The sequence below is a fragment of the Thermosipho sp. (in: thermotogales) genome, from assembly GCF_020054775.1.
In the GTDB taxonomy this organism is placed as follows: domain Bacteria; phylum Thermotogota; class Thermotogae; order Thermotogales; family Fervidobacteriaceae; genus Thermosipho; species Thermosipho africanus.
Genome location: NZ_JAIHAP010000089.1, coordinates 1 through 7310, shown reverse-complemented (window position 1 = coordinate 7310; position 7310 = coordinate 1). Strand labels below are relative to the sequence as shown.

Annotated in this window: 10 protein-coding genes; all 10 read right to left on the bottom strand. The window is 32.0% G+C overall.

What is annotated here, in order from left to right; translation table 11 throughout:
* The coding region (locus JG780_RS10130) for an AAA family ATPase (protein WP_287570501.1) at positions 1-142 on the bottom strand (142 nt) is incomplete at its 3' end.
* Between the two features lie 46 nt (positions 143-188).
* Positions 189-1034, bottom strand: coding sequence for a glycosyltransferase family 4 protein (locus JG780_RS10125; protein ID WP_287570499.1), 846 nt, complete (start codon positions 1032-1034; stop codon positions 189-191).
* Positions 1035-1038: 4 nt separating this feature from the next.
* On the bottom strand, positions 1039-1905 hold the full coding sequence (gene mraY / locus JG780_RS10120; protein WP_287570496.1) for a phospho-N-acetylmuramoyl-pentapeptide-transferase: 867 nt from the start codon (positions 1903-1905) through the stop codon (positions 1039-1041).
* A gap of 12 nt (positions 1906-1917) precedes the next feature.
* Positions 1918-2268, bottom strand: a complete 351-nt coding sequence (locus tag JG780_RS10115; RefSeq protein WP_004100762.1) for a beta clamp domain-containing protein — start codon at positions 2266-2268, stop codon at positions 1918-1920.
* Positions 2265-3746, bottom strand: a complete 1482-nt coding sequence (locus JG780_RS10110; RefSeq protein WP_287570494.1) for a UDP-N-acetylmuramoyl-L-alanyl-D-glutamate--2,6-diaminopimelate ligase — start codon at positions 3744-3746, stop codon at positions 2265-2267. Before JG780_RS10110 ends, JG780_RS10115 begins: the two co-directional genes overlap by 4 nt.
* Before the next feature lie 85 nt (positions 3747-3831).
* Positions 3832-4632, bottom strand: coding sequence for a PHP domain-containing protein (locus JG780_RS10105; RefSeq protein WP_004100759.1), 801 nt, complete (start codon positions 4630-4632; stop codon positions 3832-3834).
* A 5-nt stretch (positions 4633-4637) separates the two neighbouring features.
* On the bottom strand, positions 4638-5534 hold the full coding sequence (locus JG780_RS10100; RefSeq protein ID WP_004100757.1) for a DHH family phosphoesterase: 897 nt from the start codon (positions 5532-5534) through the stop codon (positions 4638-4640).
* A gap of 57 nt (positions 5535-5591) precedes the next feature.
* On the bottom strand, positions 5592-6647 hold the full coding sequence (locus JG780_RS10095) for a mannose-1-phosphate guanylyltransferase (RefSeq protein WP_041427314.1): 1056 nt from the start codon (positions 6645-6647) through the stop codon (positions 5592-5594).
* Between the two features lie 47 nt (positions 6648-6694).
* The gene (locus tag JG780_RS10090; RefSeq protein WP_004100752.1) at positions 6695-7024 is read right to left on the bottom strand and encodes a sigma factor; all 330 of its coding nucleotides are present in this window, start codon (positions 7022-7024) and stop codon (positions 6695-6697) included.
* A 93-nt stretch (positions 7025-7117) separates the two neighbouring features.
* The coding region (locus tag JG780_RS10085; protein WP_012579868.1) for a hypothetical protein at positions 7118-7310 on the bottom strand (193 nt) is incomplete at its 5' end.

Here is a 7310-nt window from a genome sequence, read left to right as displayed (position 1 = left end):
CAAACCTTCTTGGCCTAGAGACAAAGAAGTATTTATTGCCGGAAGAAGCAAGGTCATATATAAACTTAGTTTTATCAACATAAATCATATTGTTATTGACAATATCAGAAAAGTCTTGAAGACCAATGGGCAGACCTTTCACATTTTCACCTCATCAATTTTTAACTATTTCAAGATAATTATATCACTTAATTATTTAGTTTTTTAATGAGGCTGAAGTGGATTAAAAAGAGAATAATGGAGATTGATAGATAGTATAGTATGCTCATATAACTTTTAGGAAGACTTGCAAATAGAAAGGTAAGTAGGTAGGAAAATGGTAAAAAGAGATTTCCCATTTTTTGGGGAAATATATGGTGAAGGTGCTTTCTGTCTGCAAGAAAAGGATTTTCTTTTGAAATCACTCTTCTAATAAAGCTTGCTACCACTTCATAGAATGGGTACCCAAAAAAGATAGTTAGGTATACCATATCATTTTCTAATGATATTGCCGAAGAAAGAAGTATAAACCCTGTAATTAATACTCCGCTTTCTCCCATGAAAAGTTTTCCAAAAAAGTTGAAGATGTATATTGGAAGGTAAGAAAGTGCAAGTTCAAATTGATAAAGCATCGAAAGGTATATTATTGACACACCGGTTGAAAGGCCATTAAGCCCGTCTATCATATTAAGTCCGTTAAAAAATGCAACTATCCAAAGCGTTGCAAAAATATCTGTGAATATATTATGTATTTCAAATAGTGTTAATTTGTATCTATACACTATATATATAGCTATAACTATTTCAAATACAAACTTTTGTTTGTATGAAAGCTTGAACATGTCATCTAGTATTCCAAAAAGCAGGAGAGAAAAAAGCACTAAAAAGGGATAATCGAAAAAGAAAAGGAGAATTGTAAATAATATAACTCCACCTACTTGAGGTGTAGGTTTGTTGTGGTTTTTTCTCTCTGTAGGATAGTCAAGCAATATATTATACTTTTTTGAAATGTAGTATATCACGAGTGTTATAAGTAAATATACAAGTAGTTTCAAATTTTCACCATCTTAATATAGATAAAGAAATTAAGAGATTAATTGCCGAAAAGACTCCAACAATCTTTTCTTCTTTCCACCCCAAAAGTTCAAAGTGGTGATGTATGGGCGACATTTTAAATACCCTCTTTTTGAATACTTTAAAAGAAAATACCTGGATTATAACACTAAGTGTTTCGACTATAAAGATAGATGAGGAAAATACAAGTTGTGTTTCTATGTTATAATACATTGCATATGTTGCAAGAAATGCACCGAGTGCAAGTGAGCCTGTATCACCCATAAATATAGATGCAGGGCGTGAGTTAAAGAGTAAAAACGCAAGAACGGAAGATATTATGATAAGCACGCTGTAGTCTTTGATAAAGACCATGAGCGGAACCATCGAGGTTATCCAAACCCATCCTGCAAGACCATCAAGTCCATCTGTTAGATTTACCGCATTTGATGCGCCAACTATAACGAATGTCCAAAAGATGTAATAAAAAGTCTTTGAAACTTCAATACCAAATATTGGCCTTACATTTGTAAAGGAGATTAAAAGCAAGGAAAAAATTACCTGAAGCAGAGATTTTTGATATGCTCTAAGGCCTAGAGCATTTTTTTTAAGTATACTTGAGATGTCGTCTATAAAGCCAATAAAGCCAAAAAGAATAAGGGAGAGTACGAAAATAGTAGGTGCTTTGGCAAGTAGTAAAAAGATACTTGCGGTTGATATAAATACAATACCCGCTGCAGTAGGTGTTCCACTCTTGTAGTTATGAAGGTCAGGACCTTCTTCTCTTATATATTGGCCAACTCTAATTTTTTTCATAAGTTTTATGTAGTAGTATATTAGTATAGCTGTAATTATAAAGTTTAGTATATACACGTCACCAGCTCCTTAGAGTATTTTTTCTATGAAAAATATGGACAAAAGAAGGTGTAGAATTTCTTCCTCATTTAGTGCTTTTTTAAATACAAATAAAGCTTTCTCACCATCTATGTTAAAAATATACCTATGAAAATTATCGGCAGATTTATAATCTAAAAGGTAGTAGTTTCCAGAGCTTTTTGAGATAAGATATTTTTCTTCTTCAAGCTCAATTACTATAGCATCATCTTTTTTGACTATGCTACATGTTTTGCTGCTATCACAAAAAAATTTGTTTCCCTTTTGGGAAACATTTAAATTTATTGAATCTCCTAAAAATCTTTTAAGAAGTTCTATGTTTATCTTTTCAAATGTAATCATTTGAATGTCTTTTCCCCTTTATTTATTTTTTGAAAGATAATATCTATTGCAACATCCCTATCTTTAAATGGTACTTTGTGATTTTCATCAAATACTTGATATGGTTCATGCCCTCTTCCTGCAATTAATATTATATCTCCTCTGTTTGCAAGTGTGATAGCAGTATCAATAGCTTCTTTTCTGTCTTCAATGGAAAGGCTTAAACTTCCTGGAACAAGACCAGCCTCAACATCTTTAATTATCTTTAAAGGATCTTCACCCCTTGGATCATCAGTTGTAATAATGCTTATATCTGAGTATTTTGATACTACTTCTCCCATCATTGGCCTTTTCCCTATATCAGATTGCCCCCCCGCTCCAAAGACGGTAATAAGTCTTCCTTTTGTAAGTTTTCTAAGCGAGAGTATTACCTTTTCAAGTGCATCGGGAGTATGGGCAAAATCAACAACTATTTCTATTCCAAGTTTCTTTGCCTCAGGTATGATTTCAAATCTACCGTCAACTCCACGGAATGTTGCAACAGATGCAATTACCTCATCTATATCGTAGCCTATTTCAGCAAGAGCAGCTACTACCAATGTAATATTAAATGCATTGTACTCTCCAATTAATTGTGATGCAACTTTCTTTTCACCGTATGGAGTGTCTAACTTGAAGAATGTACCAGACCAATTGGTTGTAATTTCATGTATAACGTAATCTGATGAACTGTCTACTCCAAAGCTAACAAGTTTTATATTTTTGTTTTTGTTTTTGACCTCTTGCAAAAGTTCATGATTTACCACTGCAATTCCATTTGGTTTTAAAAGGTTTAAGATATGAAATTTTGCCTTTTTGTAGTTTTCAAAAGTTTCATGAAAATCAAGGTGATCTCTTGTTATGTTTGTTATACCTACAATATCGTAGCGTATGCTTTCCACTCTATACTGTGAAAGAGCATGGGATGAAACTTCCATTCCATAGTATTTTCCACCATTTTCAAGGGTTTTGTGCATATTTCTCATTATTTCAATGGCACTTGGCGTTGTGTTTGGATGATAAAATTTATCACCCATTATATCATTTACCACTGTGCCACTTATACTTCCTTTTATTCCAAAGTTGTGCATGATGTGATGGAACAAATGCACTGAAGTTGTTTTTCCGTTGGTTCCTGTAACGCTAAATGTGATAAGTTTTTCGTATGGTTTGCTGTAAAACATACTTGCAATTATTGATTCTGCAATTCTTGAATCAACAACTTGTATGTAAGGATATTTTCTTATTTCTCTTTCTACAACAAAAACGTTTGCACCTTCTTTGTAGAGGTCATCTACAATATTGTGCGAATCAAAACTAGTCCCTTTTCTGCAAATAAAAAGGGTGTTTTCTTGAATATCTTTTGAATTTGAAGAGATATAATTAAATTCGAGCTCTTCATCGCAGTTTACCTTAAGAATTAAAGAATTTAATTCTCTTAAAATATCCTTGATTTTCAAAAATAAATCACTCCCTTTTAAAAGGGTTCTTTTTAAAAATTATATAACAAAACATTAAAAAATTCAATATTTTAGGCAGGTAAAATTAAAAAAGTGATAAAAATTCTTTTATATTTTCTCTTCTCACTTCTATTCCAAGTTCTATATCCGGTGTATTTTGACCGTGGAAATCTGAACCTGCCGTTTTTACAAGGTTGTACTTTTTAGCTAGTTTTTCATATGTTTCGATCATACCTTTTGTATGCTTTGAATAATATACTTCTATACCTTTTAGTCCTAAATCAACCATTTTTTTAAGTAGCTTTTCAATTTCATCTTCATCTTCACTTGTTTGATATGGGTGTGCAAATACAGCAATTCCACCTGCCTGAGTAATTATTTCAATTGCATTTTCAAGGTCTAACCTTTTTTTATCTTCATACAGCGGCATTCCTCGTTTGAGGTATTTTTCAAATGCCTCTTTTCTATCTTTAACGTATCCTTTTTTCAATAAAAGCGAGGCAAAGTGTGGACGTCCAATTAGGGTACCGTTTGCCTCTTCTAATAACTCTTCAAGAGTTATATCAAATCCAAGTGCATTAGCCTTTTCAACCATCTTTACGTTTCTTTCGTATCTGTATTGTTTTAATTGATCAAGAACTTTATTAAATTTTTCGTTATTTATATCAAAACCATAACCTAGAATATGAAGAGTTGTAGGATGCTCAATACTTATCTCAACACCTGGGATAAAGTTTTTTTCTTTGATTTGTTTTACTCCATCTATAGTATCATGGTCAGTTAGTGAGAAACATTCAATTTTTCTTTCTTTTACTAGTGTTACAAGCTCATTTGGATTAAACGTTCCATCTGATGCTGTTGAGTGCATGTGAAAGTCTACTAGCAACTAATTCAACCTCCTTTGTAATCTTCAAGCGCCTTTAAAAGAATTTTGTAGTCAAAAAAATTCATCCATATTCCTTGCACTCTTTCTATGTTTAGCTTTTTTTGTATTGGTACAAAAAGCATGTGGTATATTTTTTGAACATATCGTTTTTTCACATGTATTTTTATACCTTCTTTTAGAATTCCAATAAGGACATCTAAGTTTAAGATGTTAAAAAGGCCATCTACAAAACCATAGAATTGATCGTTATCTTTAAATTTTAACACACATACATTTAATCCATTTATATTGTAAAACTTTGCCTTTTTAATTGTTTTTAAAAAAGAACTTTTGTCTATATCTTTGTAGTATACCACATCTAAGATATCTTCAAAACGTCTATTTTTTAAAAACTTTGAAAAGTAGAAAAACTCACCTTCCCTTGCAGTTCTAAACATTGCTGTATCTGTATATAGTGCAACAGCAAAAGAAAAAAGAATCTCATCATTGAGTGGTAGATTTTCTTTTATTGAAAGATTGTAAAGGTTAATAACGTTTGCACTGGAAGGCTCGATATAGCAGAAAAGTGCATTTTCAACAAACTCTCCATCTCTTTTATGGTGATGGTCGAATATAACATATGGTTTATTAATCTTAAAAGGAAGGTCTTGTCTTTTTTCTGTGTCGTATATAAAGATTATGTCAAAATCATCTATACTGTCGGTACTGTTTTTTAAATTGAGCATTTCAATTAATCCTGCAGCACTTCTAAGCTCGTATGGGGGTATAAAGTAGCTCCCTCCAAAAATGGATAGTCCCCAGTAGATAGAGGCAATTCCATCACAGTCAGATTTTACATGTGTTGTGTGAAGAATTTTTTTGCCTTTTAGGTTTAATAACTCTTTAAAACTTATATGTTCCATATCATTTAGATTATACCACTAAAAAAATGCGGCTTTGAACTTCAAAGCCGCCGGAATCTACTTTTTACTTATTTTGTTTTTTATTTCTCTTATTTTTTGAATACTTTCTTTACTTGAGATTATAAGGTAATCGTCTGTTTCTATAACGACTAGGTTTTCAACATCGTTTAAAATTGTTATCTTTTTGCTTTTTACAATATTTGCTTTTGAATCAAAATAGTATGTGTTTTCGTTTATAACATTTCCGTTTTCATCCTTTTTGCTGTGTCTTTCAACGGAAGTCCAGCTTCCTACATCGTCCCATCCAAATTCAGATGGAATGACATATATATCTTTTGCATGTTCCATTATTCCATAGTCAACGGAAATTTTGTCTACCTTTGGGTATAACTCCCCAAGTATTTTCAAATATTCTTTTCCGGAATATTTAAAAATTTCTTCTAAGATGTTATACGTATTTGGAAGAAACTTTTTTGTGTTTTCAAGGATAGTCCCTGTATTCCAGACAAATATTCCTGCGTTCCAAAGGTAATTTCCCTCACTTAAGTATTTTTTTGCAACCTCAAGGCTTGGCTTTTCAACAAATCGTTCAACTTTTAATACAGATTCGTTTATGTTTAAATTGTCTTTGCTTTGATATTTAATATAGCCATAACCTGTTTCTGGTCTATCTGGTTTTATACCGAGCGTTACTATAGCGTTTTTATTTTTGTTTATAAATTCAAAAGCATTGGTTAGTGCTTTTTGAAAGTTTTTTACATCTTCTACAAGGTGATCTGCGGGAAGAACTGCAAGATTTACATCGCCAAGTTTTTCTTTTATATAAAATGCAGACAGTGCAATACATGGTGCTGTATTTCTTCCAGCAGGCTCGATTATAATATTTTCCTCAGGAAGAGTTGGAAGCTGCTCTTTTACCAAATCAACATAGATTTGTCCTGTGACAACAAAGGTATTTTCAATTGGTATGATACTTTTGAGCCTTTCAACTGTTAACTGGATCATGGTTTTTTCATTGAAAAGATTTAAAAATTGCTTAGGTTTTTCATCGGTTGAATACGGCCAAAATCTTTCTCCTTTTCCCCCTGCCATTATAAGGGCGCAGTTTTTCATGCTTTTTCCTCCCTTTGCTTTTTTATCACTTTTAATTATACCATTATTTATTCATACTCTCCGTGGATTTCTTTATAGTATTTTGAATTTTCATCATCTGCAGAAAAGTAGTCAAAGCATAGACATGTAAATGGACTATCTGTACAATACGGTGGCCTTCGATTGTTTTTAAGGATTGATATAAGCTTTTGTTTTATAAAGTGCAATACAAAATTTCTTTGATCTCCGCGACCATCAAATTTTGAAAGCGCGCACATTAATATATACCATATGGTTTGCTCTAAATCTTCAAAAGATAAAATTTTGTATTTATATGCTTTGTAATACCTTCCAGCTATATTTTTGACATCATCTTTGTATGTTTTGTATATATCCAAGATACATTCCCCCTTATACACATAAAAATTAACAAATGTATACATAACAGACAAAAATAAAGAGGAGAAGGCCTGTGCCTTCCCCTCAAAACTTTACTTAAACAAAATGTTTGCAAGATAATCTATTGCAGGTGAAAGCACTAGTTCTAAATCTTCTCTGTCTATATCTACGTGTAGATAATCAAATATACTATCTACAAGTTCTATTACTTCTTTTTTCTTTTTTTCACCGTCACCGGGTCGCTCGACTAGACTCATAAAGAGTTTTACAATTGACCATATCATA

Bases quoted from the DNA above. Each gene is read 5' to 3' on its own strand.
- JG780_RS10115 (WP_004100762.1), bottom strand. From the start codon at position 2,268: ATGATTACATTTGAAAAGATAAACATAGAACTTCTTAAAAGATTTTTA.
- JG780_RS10100 (WP_004100757.1), bottom strand. From the start codon at position 5,534: ATGGAACATATAAGTTTTAAAGAGTTATTAAACCTAAAAGGCAAAAAA.
- JG780_RS10095 (WP_041427314.1), bottom strand. From the start codon at position 6,647: ATGAAAAACTGCGCCCTTATAATGGCAGGGGGAAAAGGAGAAAGATTT.